At 70.5% G+C, this 20423-nt stretch carries 17 protein-coding genes; 13 read left to right on the top strand and 4 right to left on the bottom strand.

Going from position 1 to position 20423, the window contains the following annotated elements; genetic code table 11:
- The first annotated feature begins 18 nt into the window (after positions 1-18).
- The 4 genes from eccB to ABT129_RS34455 all read left to right on the top strand — a co-directional run bounded on the left by eccB (position 19) and on the right by ABT129_RS34455 (position 3813).
- Positions 19-1566: a type VII secretion protein EccB gene (gene eccB, locus ABT129_RS34470; protein ID WP_351909546.1), complete on the top strand. Its 1548-nt coding sequence runs from the start codon at positions 19-21 to the stop codon at positions 1564-1566.
- 255 nt (positions 1567-1821) lie between these two features.
- Positions 1822-2940 carry a type VII secretion-associated serine protease mycosin gene (gene mycP, locus ABT129_RS34465; protein ID WP_502981999.1) on the top strand — a complete coding sequence of 373 codons (1119 nt, stop codon included), beginning with the start codon at positions 1822-1824 and terminating at the stop codon, positions 2938-2940.
- 190 nt (positions 2941-3130) lie between these two features.
- A complete protein-coding gene (locus tag ABT129_RS34460; RefSeq protein ID WP_351909544.1) occupies positions 3131-3469 on the top strand; it encodes a WXG100 family type VII secretion target in 339 nt (112 codons plus the stop codon).
- Positions 3470-3522: 53 nt separating this feature from the next.
- Complete coding sequence (locus tag ABT129_RS34455) at positions 3523-3813, top strand: WXG100 family type VII secretion target (protein WP_351909542.1); 291 nt, start codon at positions 3523-3525, stop codon at positions 3811-3813.
- A 77-nt stretch (positions 3814-3890) separates the two neighbouring features.
- On the opposite strand, the gene ABT129_RS34450 is transcribed toward ABT129_RS34455, so the two are convergent.
- The gene (locus ABT129_RS34450; RefSeq protein WP_351909540.1) at positions 3891-4181 is read right to left on the bottom strand and encodes a DUF397 domain-containing protein; all 291 of its coding nucleotides are present in this window, start codon (positions 4179-4181) and stop codon (positions 3891-3893) included.
- Positions 4182-4365: 184 nt separating this feature from the next.
- Positions 4366-8319 carry a type VII secretion protein EccCa gene (gene eccCa / locus ABT129_RS34445; RefSeq protein WP_351909538.1) on the bottom strand — a complete coding sequence of 1318 codons (3954 nt, stop codon included), beginning with the start codon at positions 8317-8319 and terminating at the stop codon, positions 4366-4368.
- 183 nt (positions 8320-8502) lie between these two features.
- On the opposite strand from eccCa, the gene eccD reads away from it, so the two are divergent.
- From eccD to ABT129_RS34415, 6 genes are all read left to right on the top strand, one after another.
- Positions 8503-9981: a type VII secretion integral membrane protein EccD gene (gene eccD, locus ABT129_RS34440; protein ID WP_351909536.1), complete on the top strand. Its 1479-nt coding sequence runs from the start codon at positions 8503-8505 to the stop codon at positions 9979-9981.
- Between the two features lie 190 nt (positions 9982-10171).
- Entirely contained in the window at positions 10172-10462 is a 291-nt protein-coding gene (gene rpsO, locus ABT129_RS34435; protein WP_231071434.1) for a 30S ribosomal protein S15, read from the top strand.
- A gap of 277 nt (positions 10463-10739) precedes the next feature.
- Entirely contained in the window at positions 10740-12959 is a 2220-nt protein-coding gene (locus ABT129_RS34430) for a polyribonucleotide nucleotidyltransferase (protein ID WP_351909534.1), read from the top strand.
- Entirely contained in the window at positions 12956-14335 is a 1380-nt protein-coding gene (locus tag ABT129_RS34425) for a M16 family metallopeptidase (protein WP_351909532.1), read from the top strand. The genes ABT129_RS34430 and ABT129_RS34425 overlap by 4 nt, the downstream gene beginning before the upstream one ends.
- A gap of 27 nt (positions 14336-14362) precedes the next feature.
- Positions 14363-15115: a 4-hydroxy-tetrahydrodipicolinate reductase gene (dapB, locus tag ABT129_RS34420; RefSeq protein ID WP_351909530.1), complete on the top strand. Its 753-nt coding sequence runs from the start codon at positions 14363-14365 to the stop codon at positions 15113-15115.
- 5 nt (positions 15116-15120) lie between these two features.
- Complete coding sequence (locus ABT129_RS34415; protein WP_351909528.1) at positions 15121-15573, top strand: tetratricopeptide repeat protein; 453 nt, start codon at positions 15121-15123, stop codon at positions 15571-15573.
- Here ABT129_RS34415 and ABT129_RS34410 read toward each other — a convergent pair.
- Both ABT129_RS34410 and ABT129_RS34405 read right to left on the bottom strand, forming a co-directional pair.
- Positions 15563-16123, bottom strand: a complete 561-nt coding sequence (locus ABT129_RS34410; RefSeq protein ID WP_351909526.1) for an SCO5741 family PH domain-containing membrane protein — start codon at positions 16121-16123, stop codon at positions 15563-15565. The genes ABT129_RS34415 and ABT129_RS34410 overlap by 11 nt on opposite strands.
- Positions 16124-16177: 54 nt before the next feature.
- The gene (locus ABT129_RS34405) at positions 16178-16417 is read right to left on the bottom strand and encodes a hypothetical protein (RefSeq protein WP_351909524.1); all 240 of its coding nucleotides are present in this window, start codon (positions 16415-16417) and stop codon (positions 16178-16180) included.
- A 154-nt stretch (positions 16418-16571) separates the two neighbouring features.
- Here ABT129_RS34405 and thyX point away from each other — a divergent pair, with 154 nt between their 5' ends.
- From thyX to ABT129_RS34390, 3 genes are all read left to right on the top strand, one after another.
- Complete coding sequence (gene thyX, locus ABT129_RS34400) at positions 16572-17312, top strand: FAD-dependent thymidylate synthase (protein WP_351909522.1); 741 nt, start codon at positions 16572-16574, stop codon at positions 17310-17312.
- Between the two features lie 179 nt (positions 17313-17491).
- Entirely contained in the window at positions 17492-18391 is a 900-nt protein-coding gene (gene dapA / locus ABT129_RS34395) for a 4-hydroxy-tetrahydrodipicolinate synthase (protein ID WP_351909520.1), read from the top strand.
- A gap of 99 nt (positions 18392-18490) precedes the next feature.
- Complete coding sequence (locus tag ABT129_RS34390; RefSeq protein WP_351909518.1) at positions 18491-20176, top strand: ribonuclease J; 1686 nt, start codon at positions 18491-18493, stop codon at positions 20174-20176.
- Positions 20177-20423: the final 247 nt, after the last annotated feature.

The following is a 20423-nucleotide window of genomic DNA, read 5'->3' as shown; positions in this document are numbered from 1 at the left end:
GACGAGAATTGGGGACTCATGGCATCGCGGCGGGACGAGCTCAACGCGTACACCTTTGCGAAGAAGCGCACGGTGGCGGCATTCCTCCAACCCTCGCCCTCCGGCACGGAGGAGGGGGCGCCGAAGCCGCTGCGCGCGATCGTCCCCGGGTTGATCGTCGCCGCGCTCGTCGTCGCCGGCTTCGGCGCCTGGGGCATGTTCAGCCCCCAGGCACCCAAGGGCTGGGACACCCCGGGCACCCGGGTCATCGTCGGGAAGCAGTCGACCACCCGGTACGTGGTCCTGCAGACCGGCAAGGGCAAGGACGCGAAGACCCTGCTTCACCCGGTCCTCAACCTCGCCTCCGCGCGCCTCCTGCTCAACCCCGACCAGTTCCAGGTCGTCCAGGTCGCCGACAAGAAGCTCGACGAGGGCAAGCCGCCGCGCGGCCCGATCCTCGGCATCCCGTACGCCCCCGACCGGCTGCCCGCCGCGGACGACGCCGGCAAGTCCAAGCGCTGGGCGGTCTGCGAGCAGCCCGGCGGCGGATCGGGCGCCAGCGTCCAGAAGGCGACCTTCCTCTTCGCCGAGCGGGACCTCGGGCGCACCGAGGGCGCGGGCCGGCTCAAGGACGGGCAGATCCTGTACGTCAAGGGACAGAAGGGCGCCGCCCAGTTCCTCGTCGACCACACCGGCACCAAGTACCCGGTGAAGGCCGAGGTCCCCGGGCTGCTCACCGCCCTCGTCGGCCTCGGCAAGGAGCCCCAGGCCGTCACCGACGACTGGCTCGCCACCCTCAAGACCGGCGATCCGGTGGACTTCCCCTCCCTGGACGGGAAGGTCGGCGAGAACGCCGGCATCCCCGGCAACACCCTGAACGGCACCGAGAACCGCATCGGCATGGTCCTGCTCGCCCAGACCGGTTCCGGGCCCCAGCACTACGTCGTCCTCGCCGGGAAGGTCCAGCCGGTCACCCCGTTCACCGCCTGGCTGCTCATCAACTCCCCGCAGACCGGCGTCCTCGACATGGACGGCAGGGCCACCACCGTCGACGCCTCCTCCTTCGTCCCCGACCCCACCGTCTTCCACGCCGGCGTGAAGTGGCCGGTGCAGAAGTCCACCCAGGTCAACGCCGCCACCGGCGCGGGCGCCCGCGACACCGTGTGCAGCGTCCTCACCGGCGTCGACGAGAAGGGCGGGACGACCCTCACCACCTGGGCCGGCACCAAGTACCCCGCCGACATCACCGCCGGCGGCACCAGCACGTACGTCACCCCCGGCACCGGCCTGCTGTACACCCAGATCCAGGGCAACCAGAAGACCCCCGACGGCTCGCTCTTCCTCGTCACCGACACCGGCCTCCGCTACGCGGTACAGGCGAACGGCGACAGCGACTCCGCCCGCTCCGACATCGGCACCGGGGACAAGGAGAAGGCGACCGACGGACGCCCGGAACCCAGCGACGCCCAGAAGCGTCTCGGGTACGAGAAGGTCACGCCGGTCCTCGTCCCGATCGAATGGTCGGAGTTCCTGTCGAAGGGCCCGCGGCTCGACACCAACAGCGCGCGTCAGCCGCAGGGTTCCTAGGGGGTGGCACCGGTGACGACGACATACCGCACGACGGGCCACCGCACGACGGGCCTCGGCACGACCGGCCTCCGTACGACCGGCCGAGGCACGACGGGCCTCCCCGCGACCGGCCTCCGGGCGACGGGCCACCGCACCGTGGCGGCCCTGCTCGCCGCCGGCGCCCTCACCGCCCTGCTCGCGGCCCCCGCCGCGGCCGCCGTGCCGCGCCCCCCGGGCCCGGTCCTCGACGGCAGCGGCGAGTGCACCTTCCCGATGAAGAAGCAGATCGAGGGCACCCCCTGGCCGCTCCAGCGGGTCCTCCTCGACGAACTGTGGCAGGACACGAAGGGGAAGGGCGTCCGGGTCGCCGTCATCGACACGGGCGTCGACGACATCAACCCGCAGCTGCGGACCGCCGTCGACGCCAAGGCGGGCAAGGACTACCTCAAGCCCGACAAGAAGAACCCCGGCTTCGGCGACGAGAAGCGCGGCAAGACCGACGGCACCGTCGACGACGTCGGCCACGGCACCAAGGTCGCCGGCATCATCGCGGCCCGCCCCCGCCCGGGGACCGGCTTCGTCGGCCTCGCTCCCGAGGCGACGATCATCCCGATCCGGCAGAACGACGAGAAGAACAGCGGCAAGTCCGACACCATGGCCCTGGCGATCGACCACGCCATCGCCAAGGGCGCCCACGTCATCAACATCTCGCAGGACACCACCCAGGCGCTCGACCTCGATTCGGACATGGCGAAGGCGGTGGCCCGCGCGATCGCGAAGAAGATCGTCGTCGTCGCGTCCGCCGGCAACGACGGCATGGACGGCGCCCTCAAGACGACCTACCCGGCCGCCTTCCCCGGCGTCCTCGCCGTCGCCTCCTCCGACCGGAACAACGAGCGCGCCGCGTTCTCCCAGTCCGGCACCTTCGTGGGCGTCGCCGCCCCCGGCGTCGACATCGTCTCCACCGTCCCCGGCGGCGGCCAGTGCATCGACAACGGCACCAGCTTCTCCGCCCCGTACGTGGCCGGCGTCGCCGCCCTGCTGCGCGCCAAGCACAAGGACTGGAGCTCCGCCCAGATCGTCGCCCGGATCGAGCAGACCGCCGTCCGCTCCGTCAACGGCCGCGACAACCACGTCGGGTGGGGGGTGGTCGACCCGGTGCGGGCGCTCGCCGACACCCCGGGGGTCCCGCCCTCCTCGCCCACGGCCGACCCCGGCCCGCCCAAGGCGGCGGCCCCCGAGCCGGCCCGTCTGGCGCTCTCGGAGACGCCCCAGGAGCGCTCCGAACGGCTCGCCACCTACACGTTGGGGATCGGCGTCGTCCTGGTGGCCGTGGTCGCCGGAAGCGCCGTCGTGATCCGCGACAGCCGCCGTCGAAGGGGGGCCCGTTGAGCCGCGCGGCGGTCAAGTATCCGGACTCTCCTTTGCAGTTGGAACTGCCGCCGTCAATGGCTAAAGTGACCGCTGGGCGCACGGCAGTGCGATCCCAGCACGGGGGCGGCATCAGAAGATTCCCGTCCGCATCACGACCGGACGGCCCGACGGCCCAGCCGTCGACGCCGCCGAAGGAAGAAGGGGCAAGATGTCGAAAGACCTGAACGTAACCAGTGCCGAACAAGTCAAGCTCGCCGGCCGGATCCAGGACTTCCACGACGAGATCCAGGCCCGCATCACCTCCCTCAACGGCGTGGTGGACCGCATCCAGGCGGGCTGGCAGGGCGCTGCGAGCAAGGAGTACGACCGGGTCCAGAACGACCTGAACCAGCGCCTGCGCAACATGCGTGTCGAGCTCGTGAAGCTCGAGGAGATCATGCGCATGAGCGCCGACGGGTTCACGCAGGAGGAGGAGGACCGCATCCGGTCCTTCCGTCAGATGGACGACACCAGCGGTGGCCAGAGCGCCATCCTCGGCATGGCCTGAGCCGTCCGTCCCGACCAGCCCTCCGCGCCACTCTCACTCCAGGAGTCATCACCATGACCACTGCGGTCAATTACGACACCGTGACGCAGGCGGCGGCCGACGTCCGCCTCACCGCCAGCACGCTCAGCCAGAAGCTCGAGGACCTCATGGCCGAGGTCAACCGCGTCGCCTCCAACTGGGAAGGTGAAGCGAAGGTCGCCTACCGCGAGAGCCAGGACCGCCTGACCCGCGACATGGCCGGCATGAACCAGGACCTGGCGCGCCTCGCGCTGCTCCTGGACCAGTCGGTCGTCGGCTACCAGGACACCGACAAGGGCAACGCGGCCCGTTTCCGCATGATGTGAGACCTCGCGTACGCGTGTGAGGGGGTGGCCCGTCCGACGGGCCACCCCCTCACACATGTCCCGGCCCCGCCCGGGCCTCAGCGCAGGTCGAACTCGCCGTCCCGGGCCCCGAGGACGAACGCGTCCCACTCGGCCTTCGTGTAGCGCAGCACCGTCGCCTTGTCGAGGGACGAACGCATCGCCACCGCCCCCTCGGGGAGCCGGGCGATCTCCACCCGCTCCTCGTCCGGGCTCGTCCCCGGAGCGCCCTCCCACTCGACGCCGGAGAGATCGAGCGCGTACAGCTCCTCCTTCTGGCGCTCCTTCTCGGCGGCCAGGGCGCTGTCGGCGGTGCTTCCGGCGGTGCTGTCGACGTGGGCGTCGGTCATCGGCGCGGTCCCTTCGCGGTGGTACGGCGGTCCCTCCCACAGTAGTGGGACCGCCGTACCCGGTCGGCGGGAATTCCCGGGCCCGACCGCACCGTTCCGCTCAGCCCGGGCAGCGCTGCTCGTGCGCCACCGTTCCGCTCAGCCCGGGCGGCGCCACCCATGGGGCGCCGCACCGCGCCGTCCCTCAGTGCTGTTCCGGCAGCCAGCCCAGCTGCACCAGCGGTGCGCCCCGCTTCCGCGACACGAACGTGCCCCGGCCCGGCGGCATCGGCCGCGCCCGGACGTTGCCGAGGATGTCGCCCTCCTGCGGATCGCCGGAGAGCAGCACGCCCTGCGCGCCCAGCTCCTTCATGCGCTGCATGAACGGCTCGTACATCGCCCGCGAGGCACCCGCCGCGCTGCGCGCCACGATGAACCGGATGCCGACGTCCCGCGCGAACGGCAGGTTCTCGACCAGGACCGACAGCGGGTTGCCCGAGTTGGTGGCCACCAGCTCGAAGTCGTCGACCAGGACGAAGAGCTGCGGACCCGACCACCAGCTGCGGTCCCGCAGCTGCTGCGGGGTGATGTCGGGCTTCGGCGCCCGCTTCGTCATCACCGTGTTGATCGCGTCCATGTGCATCTGCATGGCGGAGGCCATCGGCGCGTACTCCAGGAGGTGCGAGGGAGCCACCGCCTCCAGCATCGTCCGCCGGTAGTCACCGACCACGATCCGCGCCTGCTCCGGCGTGTACCGCTCGCACAGCTGCTTGGCGATGAGCCGCAGCAGCGCCGTCTTGCCGGACTCGCTCTCGCCGAAGACCAGGAAGAACGGGTCCGACTCGAAGTCGACGAAGACCGGCTCCAGGTTCGTCTCGTCGATGCCGATCGCGATGCCGTGCTGCGGGTACTCGAAGCCCTTCGGCAGCCGCTCCGCCGGCAGCTTGCGCGGCAGCAGCCGCACCGCGGGCGCCGGCGTCCCGGTCCAGCTCGCCTTCACCGCCTGCACGAACGCCGACGTGCCCTCCGACAGGTCGACGGCCGAACTCGATCCGTCGATCCGCGGCAGCGCCCCCATGAAGTGCAGCTTCTCCGGCACCTGGCCGCGCCCCGGGACCCCGGTCGGCACGTTCGCCGCGACCTTGCGGTCGAACTCGGAGTCCATGACGTCACCGAGCCGCAGCTCCAGCCGGCCCAGCATCTGGTCCTTGAGCGCCGCCCGCACCTCCATGTACCGGGCCGCGGTGATCACCACGTGGATGCCGTAGCCCAGACCGCGCGCCGCGATGTCGGCGACGATCGGCTCCAGCATGTCGTAGTCGTTGCGGAAGCCGCCCCAGCCGTCCACGACCAGGAAGACGTCGCCCCAGGCCTCGCCGGGCAGGTCGCCCGCGGCCCGCTTGCGCCGGTAGGTCGCCATCGAGTCGATGGAGTGCGAACGGAAGAACTCCTCCCGCCGGTTCAGCACGCCCATCACCTCGGCGACCGTCCGGCGCACGCGCTCCGGGTCGAGCCGGGACGCCACCCCGCCGACGTGCGGCAGGTCGGCCAGCGAGATCATGCCGCCGCCGCCGAAGTCCAGGCAGTAGAACTGCACCTCGGCCGGGGTGTGGGTGAGCGCGAACGACGAGATCAGCGTCCGCATGATGGTCGACTTGCCGGACTGCGGACCGCCGACCACCATCATGTGACCGGCCGCGCCCGAGAAGTCCCGGTACAGCACCTCGCGCCGCTGCTCGAACGGCTTGTCGATGAGGCCGAGCGGCACCGTGAGCCCGCCCTGACGCGTGTACTCCGTCGCCGTGAGCCCCCGGTCCGCCGTCTGCGCGAGCCCCGGAAGCAGCTGGTCGAGCGAGGGCGCCTGGTCGAGCGGCGGCAGCCACACCTGGTGGGCCGGCACCCCCTGGCCCTCCAGCCGGCGCACGATCACGTCGAGGACGGTGTCCGCGAGCGCGTCGTCCTCCTCGGCCCGCCGCGCCGTCAGGTACGCCGGGTCCGGCGCCGCGTACACCACCGGCACCGGCGACGCCGTGAACAGCGCGGGACGCCGCTCCACGGGCAGCTGCCCGATCTCCAGGCGGGGCCCGCCCGTGCGGTACGTGCCCGAGACGTACGCCGCCTTGAACCGGGTCATCTCGTCCGTACCGAACTTCAGGTAGCCCGAACCCGGCACCGAGGGCAGGTGGTAGGCGTCCGGCACGCCGATCGCCGTCCGCGACTCCGCCGCCGAGAAGGTCCGCAGACCGATCCGGTACGAGAGGTACGTGTCGAGACCGCGCAGCTTGCCCTCCTCCAGGCGCTGCGAGGCGAGCAGCAGGTGCACACCCAGCGAACGGCCGATGCGGCCGATCTGGATGAACATGTCGATGAAGTCCGGCTTGGCGGTGAGGAGTTCGGAGAACTCGTCGATCACCAGGACCAGCGAGGCCAGCGGCTCCAGCGGGGCACCCGCCGCCCGCGCCTTCTCGTAGTCGTGGATGTTGGCGTAGTTGCCCGCGGAACGCAGCAGCTCCTGACGGCGCTGCAGCTCACCGCGGATCGCGTCGCCCATGCGGTCGACGAGCGTCAGGTCGTCCGACAGGTTGGTGATGACCGCCGCCACGTGCGGCATCTGCGACATGCCCGCGAAGGTCGCGCCGCCCTTGAAGTCCGCGAGGACGAAGTTCAGCGTCTCCGAGGAGTGCGTCACCGCGAGGCCCAGCACCAGCGTCCGCAGCAGCTCCGACTTTCCGGAACCCGTGGCGCCCACGCACAGACCGTGCGGACCCATGCCCTCCTGCGCCGCCTCCTTCAGGTCCAGCATGACCGGCTGGCCGTCCTCGCCGACACCGATCGGCACCCGGAGCCGCTCGGCCACCGACCGCGGCCGCCAGGTGCGGGCCACGTCCACCGAGGCCGCGTCGCCCAGGTTCAGCAGATCCGTGAAGTCCAGATTGGCGAGCAGCGGCTCGTCGTCGTCCCCGCCGCCCATCCGCAGCGGCGCCAGCTGCCGGGCCAGCGCCTCCGCCGCGGGCAGCGAGATGCCGTCGGGCAGCCCCTCGTACGCGAAACCGCCCCCCGACTCCAGACGCAGCCGGCCCGGGCGCACCACCACGGAGAGTCCACCGCGCGGCTCGTCGAGGTCGCCGGAGACCACCTCCACGATCGTCACGCCCTGCAGACCCTCGGCCGCCGCGAGCAGCGAGTCCGGCGGCACCATCCCGCCGTCCAGGACCACGACCACGTGCGGCTGGTCGAGCACCGGCTGGTTCTCCCGGGAGAACCGCGGCCGCCCGTCCAGCCGCGACCGGATCAGCCCCTCCAGCTCACCGAGGTCGTCGCCGAACAGCCGCTTCGTACCGGCCCCGTCGACCTGCCCCGGCACCTGGGTGTGCGGCAGCCACTTCGTCCAGTCCCAGCGCTCCTGCGCGGGACGGGCCGCCACCACGGCCAGCATCATGTCGTCGGGGGAGTGCAGCGTCACCAGCTGCGCCACCAGACCGCGGGCGGCGGCCTGCGCCGACTCCGGCTCGCCCGACACCGTCACGTGGTAGAACGCCCGCATCGAGACCGCCATCGGCAGCCCGTCCAGGGTGCCGTGCACCGCGAGGAACTGCTGCATGGCACCCGCGCACAGCGGCTCCAGCTCGTCCACCGGAGCCGTGTCCGGAGCCACCAGCGGCGTCGCCAACTGCTGTGCCCCGAGCCCTATCCGCGCCTGCCCGAAGTCATGGTCGCCGACCCGTCGCTCCCACACCCGGGAGCCCTCCGCCACCACCGACCACAACTGCTCGGGGGAGGGGTGCAGATACAGCTGCGCGTCCCGCTGCTTGCGCGCGGTGCGGCGGACCGTACGCCGGGTCTGCGCGAGGTATTTGAGGTAGTCGCGGCGGACATCGGCCATTTGCCCCTGCGTACCGCGACGGAATCTGACGAACTGGGCGATGGCCATCGCGACCGTCGACGCCAGCATCAGCACACCCATGATCCGCATGATCGGCGAGGGCGTCATGAAGAAGAACACGACCGAGGAGCCCATGCCGAGCATCGGCAGGAGCTGCATCAACGCCGACTCCTGCTGTCCCCGCGGAAGTTCCGGCGGAGACTCCAGGACCAGTTCCTCACCGGGCACTTCCGGCGGAAGAGACCTCGGCGGGCGTTTGACGACGATCTGGCTCACCGGCGCATCAATCCCTCGTTGGAGGCGGGCTCGTGGCGGGAGCATCCGCACGGCACCCCTGTCGGCAGCCGAGCGCACGGACTTCCCCCATGGGACGGCGATCCTACTTGCAGCCCCCACCGGCCGTCCCCGGTAGGGTGGCGCGCGCATCGTGCGCAACCGCGAATCAGGGGGTCCAGACACGTGAGTACGACCGCAGCGACCGGTTTCTGCCGCGTCACCGTCGTGGCGCCGGACAGCCGCATCGACGTCGCGCTCCCCGAGGACATCGCCGTCGCCGACGTCTACCCGGAGATCCTGCGGCTCACCGGGCAGACCCAGGCGGCCGGCACCCCCACGGGATACCACCTCGTCCGCCGCGACGGATCGGTCCTCGACGGCGCCCGCACCCTCGCCGCCCAGCAGGTCCTCGACGGCGAGGTGCTCTCCCTGCGCCCCTTCGCCCAGTCCCTGCCGCCGGCCGTCTACGACGACGTGTCCGACGCCGTCGCCTCCGCCGTCACCCGCGACCGGCACCTGTGGAGCGACGAACTGCTGCGCGGCGCCGGACTCCTCGGCGGCGTCCTGCTCCTCGTCCTCATGGGCTTCGTCCTCTGGTTCGCCGACCCGGTCCGCCACGACATGCACAGCCTGCCCGGGATCATCGCGGGCGCCGCCGGACTCCTCCTGACCGCCTTCGCCGGAGTGCGCGCCCGCGTGTACGGCGACCGGGCCACCGCCGTCGCCCTCGGCCTCGGCGCCCTGCCGCTGCTGCTCATCGCCGGCTCCGGCATCGTCGCCGCCGACGCCGGCCAGGGCCCCGGCCGCCTGCAGTTCCTGCTCGGCTGCGTCACCGTCCTGGTGGCCTCGGTGGCCCTCGTGGCGCTCACCCCCAGCGGCGACGCGCCCTTCGTCGCCGCCACCTTCCTCTCCGCCGTCGGCACCCTCGCCACCTTCGTGGCGATCCTCACCGAGAGCTCCGCCACCGAGACGGCCGCCGTCTGCGCGCCCGTCGCCATCGGCCTCGTCGCCTTCCTGCCCGGCCTCTCCGCCCGCTTCGCCCGGCTCCCCATCGGCTACGCCGCCCCGCGCAGCGCCGCCGAGGACGAGTTCCTCGGCGACCCGCAGCAGTCGGCCGGCGAGGAGGCCCAGCCCGTCGACGGCGAGCGCATCGCGCTCCAGAGCCGCCGCGGCCACGAGATGCTCCTCGGCCTGGTCGGCGGCTGCGCGGCCGTCGTCGTCGGCTCCGCCGCCGTCCTCGGCTTCGCCGGAAACGTCTGGGGCCAGCTCCTCGCCCTCGCCGCCGGTCTGGCGATGCTGCTGCGCGCCCGGCTCTTCCGCTACACCTCGCAGGTCGCCTGCGTCCTGGTCGCCGGCATCGCCGCCGTCGCGCTGCTCGTCCTCGGCCTCTCCCTCAACCCGCCGGCCGACCTCGTCAAGGAACTCCTCGTGTACGGGGACCGGGGCGGCCTGGACATCCGTACGATCTGGCTCACCGCGGCCGTCGCCGCCGGAGCCGCGCTGATCACCGCCATCGGCCTGATCATCCCGAGGAAGGGCCTGTCCCCGTTCTGGGGCCGCCTCCTCGACCTGACCGAGGGCTTCGTCCTCCTCTCCCTCGTCCCGCTCTGCCTCGCCGTCCTCGACGTCTTCACGGCGGTCCGCTCCCTCACCAGCAAGTAGAAAGGGGAAGCGGGGGCGCTCCGGCGAGCTGGTACGCTGTGTGACGGCCGTTTGTGTACGCGCTCCCGGAAGCCCTCGAAGCCTCTGGAAGCTGCGCCCATCGGACCTTCGCCCGTCGAGTCACGGAAGCTTCCCCTGAGACCTAGACCAGGGGCACTCGCGGGCGCACGAACACCAAGAGGAGATCCGCGTGGCTCTCGACGCCGCTGTCAAGAAGCAGATCATGACCGAGTTCGGCACCAAGGAGGGCGACACCGGCTCCCCCGAGGTCCAGGTGGCGATGCTGTCCCGCCGCATCTCGGACCTGACCGAGCACCTCAAGCAGCACAAGCACGACCACCACTCCCGCCGTGGTCTGCTCATCCTGGTCGGCCAGCGCCGCCGCCTGCTGCAGTACCTGGCCAAGAAGGACATCGCGCGCTTCCGTACCCTGGTCGACCGCCTCGGCATCCGCCGCGGTGCGGCCGGCGGCGCCAAGTAAGCAGCCGTGGAGGGAGCGGTTCCCACTTTCAGGGGGCCGCTCCCTTTGCTGTACGTGCACAAAGTGTGCGCACCGGCTTAGTCTGGTCGCACAACCCCATACGACGAGCGAGGAGCCGCCGGCCAGCCGCCGGTCCTCGGTAGTGGCCCCCGGACGAATCACCGGGTGCTTCGATCGAAGACCGGCCCGCACCCGAGGCGCTTCTCCGCCGCCGTCGCCACCGTCCCCGGCCACACGGGCCCCGGACGCAAAGACGAACACGTAGGAGAAACCACTAGTGGAGAACGAGACCCACTACGCCGAGGCCGTCATCGACAACGGCACCTTCGGCACCCGCACCATCCGCTTCGAGACCGGCCGCCTCGCCAAGCAGGCCGCCGGTTCCGCCGTCGCCTACCTGGACGACGACACGATGGTCCTCTCGGCGACCACCGCCTCGAAGCGCCCCAAGGACCAGCTCGACTTCTTCCCCCTCACGGTGGACGTCGAGGAGCGGATGTACGCGGCCGGCAAGATCCCCGGCTCCTTCTTCCGCCGGGAGGGCCGCCCCTCCGAGGACGCGATCCTCACCTGCCGTCTGATCGACCGGCCGCTCCGCCCGTCCTTCAAGAAGGGCCTGCGCAACGAGATCCAGATCGTCGAGACGATCATGGCGCTCAACCCCGACCACCTGTACGACGTGGTCGCGATCAACGCCGCCTCCTGCTCCACGCAGCTGGCCGGCCTGCCCTTCTCCGGCCCGATCGGCGGCACCCGTGTCGCCCTGATCAAGGGCCAGTGGGTCGCGTTCCCGACGCACACCGAGCTCGAGGACGCCGTCTTCGACATGGTCGTCGCCGGTCGCGTCCTCGAGGACGGCGACGTCGCGATCATGATGGTCGAGGCCGAGGCCACCGAGAAGACCATCGAGCTCGTCAAGGGCGGCGCCGAGGCGCCGACCGAGGAGGTCGTCGCCGCCGGTCTCGAGGCCGCGAAGCCCTTCATCAAGGCCCTCTGCAAGGCCCAGTCGGACCTCGCCGCCAAGGCCGCCAAGCCCACCGGCGAGTTCCCGGTCTTCCTGGACTACCAGGACGACGTCCTGGAGGCGCTCACCGCCGCCGTCAAGGGTGAGCTCACCAAGGCGCTCACCATCGCCGGCAAGCAGGAGCGCGAGGCCGAGCTCGACCGCATCAAGGAGCTCGCCGCCGAGAAGCTCCTCCCGGCCTTCGAGGGCCGCGAGAAGGAGATCTCGGGCGCCTACCGCGCGCTGACCAAGAAGCTGGTCCGCGAGCGCGTCATCAAGGACAAGGTCCGCATCGACGGCCGTGGCCTCACCGACATCCGTACGCTCGCGGCCGAGGTCGAGGCCATCCCGCGCGTGCACGGCTCGGCGCTGTTCGAGCGTGGCGAGACCCAGATCCTGGGCGTCACCACCCTCAACATGCTCCGCATGGAGCAGCAGCTGGACACCCTCTCCCCGGTGACCCGCAAGCGCTACATGCACAACTACAACTTCCCGCCGTACTCCGTCGGCGAGACCGGCCGCGTGGGCTCGCCCAAGCGCCGTGAGATCGGCCACGGCGCGCTCGCCGAGCGCGCCATCGTGCCGGTGCTGCCGACGCGCGAGGAGTTCCCCTACGCGATCCGTCAGGTGTCCGAGGCCCTCGGCTCCAACGGCTCGACGTCGATGGGCTCGGTCTGCGCCTCCACCATGTCGCTGCTGAACGCCGGTGTGCCGCTGAAGGCCGCCGTCGCCGGTATCGCCATGGGTCTGATCTCCGAGGAGATCGACGGCCAGACGCACTACGTCGCGCTCACCGACATCCTCGGTGCCGAGGACGCGTTCGGCGACATGGACTTCAAGGTCGCCGGCACGAAGCAGTTCGTGACCGCCCTCCAGCTCGACACCAAGCTCGACGGCATCCCCGCCTCGGTCCTGGCCGCCGCGCTGAAGCAGGCCCGTGACGCGCGTCTGCACATCCTCGACGTGATGAACGAGGCGATCGACGTTCCGGACGAGATGTCCCCGAACGCGCCGCGCATCATCACCGTCAAGATCCCGGTGGACAAGATCGGTGAGGTCATCGGCCCCAAGGGCAAGATGATCAACCAGATCCAGGAGGACACCGGCGCCGACATCACGATCGAGGACGACGGCACCATCTACATCGGTGCCCAGCAGGGCTCGCAGGCCGAGGCCGCCCGCGCCACGATCAACGCGATCGCCAACCCGACCATGCCGGAGGTCGGCGAGCGTTACCTGGGTACGGTCGTCAAGACCACCACCTTCGGTGCCTTCGTCTCCCTCATGCCCGGCAAGGACGGCCTGCTGCACATCTCGCAGATCCGCAAGCTCGCCGGTGGCAAGCGCGTGGAGAACGTCGAGGACGTGCTCGCGATCGGCTCCAAGGTCCAGGTCGAGATCGCCGAGATCGACCAGCGCGGCAAGCTCTCCCTGATCCCCGTGATCGCGGACGAGGACGGCGCCGCCGACGACAAGGGCGACACCGACCAGTGACGTCCCGTAGTTCCGTGACGACGGCCCGCCCCTCTTCGGAGGGGCGGGCCGTCGCCCGTACCCAAACGCTTCTCCCGGGCAAGGACGGCATCGGCACGGTCCGCCGCACGACCCTCCCCGGCGGCCTCCGGATCGTCACCGAGACGCTCCCCTCCGTACGCTCCGCCACCTTCGGCATCTGGGCGCACGTCGGATCCCGCGACGAGACCCCGTCGCTCAACGGCGCGACCCACTACCTGGAGCACCTCCTCTTCAAGGGCACCCACCAGCGGTCCGCCCTCGACATCTCCGCCGCGATCGACGCGGTCGGCGGCGAGATGAACGCCTTCACGGCGAAGGAGTACACCTGCTACTACGCCCGGGTCCTCGACACCGACCTGCCGCTGGCGATCGACGTCGTCTGCGACATGCTCACCGGCTCGCTCATCCTCGACGAGGACGTGGACGCCGAGCGCGGTGTCATCCTCGAAGAGATCGCGATGACCGAGGACGACCCCGGTGACGTCGTCCACGAGCTGTTCGCGCAGACCATGTTCGGCGACACCCCGCTGGGCCGTCCGGTCCTCGGCACCGTCGACACGGTCAACGCCCTCACTCGCGGCCAGATCGCCCGCTTCTACAAGAAGCACTACGACCCGACCCACCTGGTCGTCGCCGCCGCGGGCAACGTCGACCACGCCACGGTGGTACGCCAGGTCCGCCGCGCCTTCGAGAAGGCCGGCGCCCTCACCCGTACGGACGCCGTCCCCGTCGCCCCCCGCGACGGCCTGCGCACCCTGCGCGCGGCGGGCCGCGTCGAGCTCCTCAACCGCAAGACCGAGCAGGCCCACGTGGTCCTCGGCATGCCGGGCCTCGCCCGCACCGACGAGCGCCGCTGGGCCCTCGGCGTGCTCAACACCGCCCTCGGCGGCGGCATGTCCTCCCGCCTCTTCCAGGAGGTCCGCGAGAAGCGCGGCCTGGCCTACAGCGTGTACTCGTACACCTCGGGCTTCGCCGACTGCGGCCTCTTCGGGGTGTACGCGGGCTGCCGGCCCGGCCAGGTCCACGACGTCCTGAAGATCTGCCGCGACGAGCTCGCCAAGGTCGCCGCCGACGGCCTCACGGACGACGAGATCGCCCGCGCCGTCGGCCAGCTCTCCGGATCGACCGTCCTCGGCCTGGAGGACACCGGCGCGCTGATGAACCGCATCGGCAAGAGCGAGCTGTGCTGGGGCACCCAGATGTCGGTGGACGACATGCTGGACCGGATCGCCGCCGTCACCCCGGACGAGGTCCGGGAGGTCGCCCGCGATGTACTGGCCCAGCGGCCCTCGCTGGCGGTGATCGGCCCCCTGAAGGACAAGCAGGCCGACCGCCTCCACCAGGCCGTCTCCTGACCATCTAGCCCTAAGGAATTCAGAGCAATGAGCAAGCTGCGCGTGGCGGTCCTCGGTGCCCGGGGCCGCATCGGCTCCGAGGCCGTGCGGGCCGTCGAGGCCGCCGAGGACATGGAACTGGTCGCGGCCCTCGGCCGCGGGGACAAGCTGGAGACGCTCACCGAGGCGGGTGCCCAGGTCGTCGTCGAGCTGACCACCCCCGCCTCGGTCATGGAGAACCTCGACTTCTGCGTGCGCCACGGCATCCACGCGGTCGTCGGCACCACCGGCTGGACCGAGGAGCGCCTCGCGCAGCTGCGGACCTGGCTCGCCGCCTCCCCGGAGACCGGCGTCCTCATCGCTCCGAACTTCTCCATCGGCGCGGTCCTCACCATGAAGTTCGCCCAGATCGCGGCCCCGTACTTCGAGTCCGTCGAGGTCGTCGAACTGCACCACCCGCACAAGGTGGACGCCCCCTCCGGCACCGCCACCCGGACGGCCCAGCTGATCGCCGCCGCCCGCGCCGAGGCCGGCCGCGGCGCCCAGCCGGACTCCACCGCGACCGCCCTGGACGGGGCCCGCGGCGCGGACGTCGACGGCGTCCGCGTCCACTCCGTGCGCCTCGCGGGCCTCCTGGCCCACCAGGAGGTCCTGCTCGGCGGCGAGGGCGAGACCCTCACCGTCCGGCACGACTCCCTGCACCACTCCAGCTTCATGCCGGGCATCCTCCTGGGCGCCCGCCGCGTGACCAGCGCTCCGGGCCTCACCTTCGGCCTGGAGCACTTCCTGGACCTGGGCTGACGGCCATGGGCGGAAAGATCACGTACGTCTTCCTGGCCACCGTGCTGGTGCTCGTCTTCGGCGTGGTGGCCATGGAGGGCGTCCTGCTGCTCCTCACGGGCGAGCCGGCCGCCATGGGCATGGGCGCGGTGGCGTTCCTGCTGCCCGGTGTCGGCGGCTGGTTCCTCTGGAAGAACACCCGGTTCGCGCGGCAGGCGGGCCGCCTCGCCACCGAACTGGAGGCGGAGGGCGGCCTGCCCGTCGACGAACTGAAGCGCACGGAGGGCGGCCGCATCGACCGCGACTCCGCCGACGAGGTCTTCGCCCGGCGCAGGGCCGAGACGGAGGACGCACCGGACGACTGGCGCTGCTGGTTCCGGCTCGCGGTCGCCTACCACGACGCCCGCGACACCCCCCGGGCCCGCAAGGCGATGCAGCGGGCCATCGCCCTCCACGAGGGGCGCCCGGTCAGCGTGTGACGGCCGGGGCCACCCCGTACTCGGCGTTCCAGGCCTCGACCGTGTCGGTCGCCCGGTCGAAGGCCTCGACGCGGGAGAGGAAGTCGGCGTTGTGGTCGGTGAGCAGCACCAGCTGCTCACCACCCTGCCGGCCGAGCACCAGGGCCTGTCCCTGGACGGTCCGGGGGAGCCCCAGCCAGCGCACCGGCTGCTGCACGGTCCGCAGGGCCGTCACCTTCGCCCACGGCACGGTGACGGTGGAGAGGAAGGCCACGCGGCGCACTCCGGCGCCGCTGACCCAGGTGCCCATGCGCAGCATGCGCAGGGCGGCCAGGATGACGAGCAGGGCGAGGCCCAGGGTGGCACCCGCGCCGCCGAAGGCTCCCGCGGCGGCGATGATCACCGAGGCGAGGAGTACGAAAGAGGCGAGCAGCAGCGCCAGAGCCGCCGCCCCGACCCGCCAGGACCCCGGTCGGTACGGTCGACGCCACTGGTCGTGGTCGTCGAACGGCAGGGCGACGTGGTCGGTCGTGTCAAAAGCACGGTCGGCCGTCAGAAAGGGCAGGGGCACGACAGGTCCTCACTTACAGGCACGCTCGAAGGGGCAGTGCCCGGTGAGGCTACCTCAGCGGTTGTCGGAGGCCTCGGACTGCTGCTGACGAGTGGCGGAGTCACCCGACTGCAGGGACGGCATCCCGAAGATCAGCGACCCCACGAGACCGGCCGCGACGGTCAGTCCGAGCAGCGTACGGCCCACGATCTGCGAGGCGCCGGGGCGCTCCCGGGGTGGCGGAGTGACGTTACTGCGGAAGTGGTCGGCCTCCGCGACGAACGCGAACGGTACGGCCTCTTTCCGGCGGAACATCAGAGTCACTCTCCTCGGTCGTTGTCTGGCTTCACAGGTTCAGACGACAGAACCGGGGTTTTGGTGCCCTATTTCACCAAAGCGGCCGAATCTCATCCTCCGGTAGGACGTCGTTAGAGTGGGCGACTGCAACAGCCGATTGGAAGGACCGCTGGTGACCGACAGCCCCACCGAGAACGTGAAGATCGACTTCCGGAGCGACGTCACCGTTGATCTGGTCAAGAGCGCGGCGGCCGACTCCGACGTCCTCTGGGCGGCCCGGGTCTCCACGGCGGGCGAGCAGTCCCTCGAAGAGCTCCAGAAGGACCCGGAGCGCTCGAAGGGCCTCATCAACTACCTGATGCGGGACCGCCACGGCAGCCCCTTCGAGCACAACTCGATGACGTTCTTCATCAGCGCCCCGATCTTCGTGTTCCGCGAGTTCATGCGGCACCGCGTCGGATGGTCGTACAACGAGGAATCGGGCCGCTACAGGGAGCTCCAGCCGGTCTTCTACGTCCCCGACACCTCCCGCAAGCTCGTCCAGGAGGGCCGCCCGGGCAAGTACGTCTTCGTCGACGGCACCCAGGAGCAGCACGACCTGGTGAGCCGCACGATGGAGGAGTCGTACCGGACGGCCTACGCCACCTACCAGGAGATGCTGGCCGGCGGCGTCGCCCGCGAGGTCGCCCGCGCCGTCCTCCCCGTCGGCCTCTTCTCCTCGATGTACGCCACCTGCAACGCGCGCTCGCTCATGCACTTCCTGGGCCTGCGCACCCAGCACGAGCTGGCCGCGGTCCCGTCCTTCCCGCAGCGGGAGATCGAGATGGTCGGCGAGAGGATGGAAGAGCACTGGGCCCGGCTGATGCCGCTGACCCACGCGGCGTTCAACAAGAACGGCCGTGTGGCCCCGTAGGGCACAGATGTCCGAACACCTCGTGCGAAGTGTCCGTATTGCGACGTTTCACGAAGTTCATCTAGGCTGATCAAACGGACCCCGGCGCTGCCTGAACCCCCGAGCAGGCAGCGCCGGGCTCCCTTTCTCCTGTCCCCCTAGGGGACACCCGGCGCTGAGCAGCGAGTAGCGTGTTACCCATGGCTCCGATCTCCACTCCGCAGACCCCCTTCGGGCGGGTCCTCACCGCCATGGTCACGCCCTTCACGGCGGACGGCGCACTCGACCTCGACGGTGCCCAGCGACTGGCCACCCATCTGGTGGACGCAGGCAACGACGGTCTCGTCGTCAACGGCACCACCGGCGAGTCCCCCACCACCAGCGACGCGGAGAAATCGGAGCTGGTACGAGCGGTACTGGAGGCGGTCGGCGACCGCGCCCACATCGTTGCCGGCATCGGCACCAACGACACCCACCACTCCATCGAGCTCGCCCGCACCGCCGAGCGCGACGGCGCACACGGCCTGCTCGCCGTCACGCCGTACTACAACAAGCCCCCGCAGGAGGGCCTGTACCGGCACTTCTCGGCCATCGCCGACGCCACCGAGCTCCCGGTGATGCTCTACGACATCCCCGGCCGCAGCGGCGTCCCGATCGACACCGAGACGATCGTCCGGCTCGCCGAGCACCCGCGCATCGTCGCCAACAAGGACGCCAAGGGCGACCTGGGCCGCGCCAGCTGGGCCATCGCCCGCTCCGGCCTCGCCTGGTACTCCGGCGACGACATGCTCAACCTGCCCCTGCTCTCCGTCGGAGCCTGCGGCTTCGTCTCCGTCGTCGGCCACGTCGTCACCCCGGAACTCCGCGCCCTCCTCGACGCCCACCTGGGCGGCGAGGTCCAGAAGGCCACCGAGATCCACCAGAAGCTGCTCCCGGTCTACACCGGCATGTTCCGCACCCAGGGCGTCATGACCACCAAGGCCGCCCTCACCCTCCAGGGCCTCCCGGCCGGCCCGCTGCGGCCGCCGCTCGTGGAGCTCTCCGACCAGGAGACCGCGCAGCTCAAGGTCGACCTGGCCGCCGGCGGGGTAGAGCTCTGACAACAGACTTCACAACTGAACACTGACAACAGCAAGTGCACGAATGTCATGCGCGCCACGTGCCAAGAGGTACGTGGCGTGCGTGGTGAGGAGAGTCTTTTGAGTCATCCGCATCCTGAACTCGGCGCCCCGCCGAAGCTCCCGAAGGGCGCCCTGCGCGTCATCCCGCTCGGCGGGCTCGGCGAGATCGGCCGGAACATGACGGTCTTCGAGTTCGACGGCCGTCTGCTCATCGTCGACTGCGGCGTCCTCTTCCCCGAGGAGGAGCAGCCCGGTGTCGACCTGATCCTGCCCGACTTCAGCATCATCCGGGACCGCCTGGACGACATCGAGGGCATCGTGCTCACGCACGGCCACGAGGACCACATCGGTGCCGTCCCCTACCTGCTCCGGCTCAAGCCGGACATCCCGCTCATCGGCTCCAAGCTGACCCTCGCGCTGATCGAGGCGAAGCTCCAGGAGCACCGCATCCGCCCCTACACCCTTGAGGTGAAGGAGGGCGACCGAGAGGTCCTGGGCTCGTTCGACTGCGAGTTCATCGCGGTCAACCACTCCATCCCGGACGCGCTCGCGGTCGCCATCCGCACCCCCGCGGGCATGGCCGTCGCCACCGGCGACTTCAAGATGGACCAGCTCCCGCTGGACGGCCGCCTCACCGACCTGCACGCCTTCGCGCGGCTCAGCGAGGAGGGCATCGACCTCCTGCTGTCCGACTCGACGAACGCCGAGGTCCCGGGCTTCGTCCCGCCGGAGAAGGACATCTCCAACGTCCTGCGCACGGTCTTCGCGAACGCCCAGAAGCGCATCATCGTGGCCAGCTTCGCCAGCCACGTGCACCGCATCCAGCAGATCCTCGACGCCGCCCACGAGTACGGCCGCCGGGTCGCCTTCGTCGGCCGCTCGATGGTCCGCAACATGGGCATCGCCCGTGACCTGGGCTACCTCCGGGTGCCGGCCGGTCTCGTCGTGGACGTGAAGACCCTCGACGACCTGCCGGACGACGAGGTCGTGCTGGTCTGCACGGGTTCGCAGGGCGAGCCGATGGCGGCCCTGTCCCGCATGGCCAACCGCGACCACCAGATCCGGATCGTCCCCGGCGACACCGTGATCCTGGCGTCGTCCCTGATCCCGGGCAACGAGAACGCGGTCTACCGCGTGATCAACGGTCTGACCCGCTGGGGCGCGAACGTCGTCCACAAGGGCAACGCCAAGGTCCACGTCTCGGGCCACGCCTCGGCCGGCGAGCTGCTGTACTTCTACAACATCTGCCGCCCGAAGAACCTCATGCCGGTCCACGGCGAATGGCGCCACCTGCGCGCCAACGCCGAACTCGGCGCGATGACGGGCATCCCCAAGGACCACATCGTCATCGCCGAGGACGGCGTCGTCGTCGACCTGGTCGACGGCCGCGCCCGGATCACCGGCAAGGTCCAGGCGGGTTACGTGTACGTCGACGGCCTCTCGGTCGGCGACGTCACGGAGGTCCACCTCAAGGACCGCCGCATCCTCGGCGAAGAGGGCATCATCTCGGTCTTCGTGGTGGTGGACTCCTCCACCGGCAAGATCGTGAGCGGTCCGAACATCCACGCCCGGGGCTCCGGCATCGAGGACTCGGCGTTCGACGCCGTGGTCCCGAAGGTCGACCAGGTCCTGAACAAGTCGGCCCAGGACGGCGTGCTCGAGCCCCACCAGCTCCAGCAGCTGATCCGCCGCACGGTGGGCAAGTGGGTCTCCGACACCTACCGCCGCCGGCCGATGATCCTCCCGGTCGTCGTCGAGGTCTGACGGGTCTGACCAGCAGCGCACCGGAGCGGGGCCCCTCGATTTGCATCGGGGCGCCCCGCTCCAGTACGTTTACGGCTCCGCCAGAACGGGAAGCACCGGCGCCGACGTGCGCCTGATCGCTTCTCCGGGAGGCGGGAAATCCGACTCAGATCTTCTGATAAAGTCGGAACCGCCGAAAGGCCCCCGGAGTGAAAACAAAAGGGACCGGAAAGCACCGAGGAAATCGGATCGGAAAGATCTGATAGAG

Origin of the sequence: Streptomyces sp. NPDC002057 (genome assembly GCF_040296665.1) — a bacterium.
GTDB lineage: Bacteria > Actinomycetota > Actinomycetes > Streptomycetales > Streptomycetaceae > Streptomyces.
Note: the sequence above shows the minus strand (reverse complement) of the source record. Positions and strands in the feature narration are given on the sequence as shown.

Coding starts and splice junctions, on each gene's coding strand:
- eccB (WP_351909546.1), top strand. CDS start 19: ATGGCATCGCGGCGGGACGAGCTCAACGCGTACACCTTTGCGAAGAAG.
- mycP (WP_502981999.1), top strand. CDS start 1,822: ATGAAGAAGCAGATCGAGGGCACCCCCTGGCCGCTCCAGCGGGTCCTC.
- ABT129_RS34460 (WP_351909544.1), top strand. CDS start 3,131: ATGTCGAAAGACCTGAACGTAACCAGTGCCGAACAAGTCAAGCTCGCC.
- ABT129_RS34455 (WP_351909542.1), top strand. CDS start 3,523: ATGACCACTGCGGTCAATTACGACACCGTGACGCAGGCGGCGGCCGAC.
- ABT129_RS34450 (WP_351909540.1), bottom strand. CDS start 4,181: ATGACCGACGCCCACGTCGACAGCACCGCCGGAAGCACCGCCGACAGC.
- dapB (WP_351909530.1), top strand. CDS start 14,363: ATGAGCAAGCTGCGCGTGGCGGTCCTCGGTGCCCGGGGCCGCATCGGC.
- ABT129_RS34415 (WP_351909528.1), top strand. CDS start 15,121: ATGGGCGGAAAGATCACGTACGTCTTCCTGGCCACCGTGCTGGTGCTC.
- ABT129_RS34405 (WP_351909524.1), bottom strand. CDS start 16,417: ATGTTCCGCCGGAAAGAGGCCGTACCGTTCGCGTTCGTCGCGGAGGCC.
- dapA (WP_351909520.1), top strand. CDS start 17,492: ATGGCTCCGATCTCCACTCCGCAGACCCCCTTCGGGCGGGTCCTCACC.